At 68.7% G+C, this 278-nt stretch carries 1 protein-coding gene; it reads left to right on the top strand.

Translation table 11 applies throughout. The features are described from left to right. Positions 1 to 16 precede the first annotated feature (16 nt). Positions 17 to 278, top strand: a 262-nt coding sequence (locus C1X29_RS28375) for a glycosyltransferase (RefSeq protein ID WP_305888213.1), incomplete at its 3' end; no start/stop codon positions are given.

Here is a 278-nt window from a genome sequence, read left to right as displayed (position 1 = left end):
CCCCAAGGTCAACAACATGGCCAACGGGTACGGCTACGCCAAGTACGACCTCCTGCTGATGTCCGACTCGGACATCCTGGTGCGGCCGGACTTCCTGCGCCGCATGGTCGCCCCCTTCCAGGACCCCGGCGTGGGCCTGGTCACCGCCTTCTACGAGGCCACCGGCTCGCGCTGCCTCTGGAGCCACATGGAGGCGCTGTCCATCAACGCCCAGTTCCTCCCGCAGGCGCTGTGCGCCGCCGCCTTCGGCATGCGCTTCGCCATGGGCGCGGCCATGA

It is taken from the genome of Pseudomonas sp. GW456-12-10-14-LB2, from assembly GCF_002884345.1.
Classification (GTDB): domain Bacteria; phylum Pseudomonadota; class Gammaproteobacteria; order Pseudomonadales; family Pseudomonadaceae; genus Aquipseudomonas; species Aquipseudomonas paraglycinae.
This window is presented reverse-complemented; position numbering and strand designations above follow the sequence as displayed.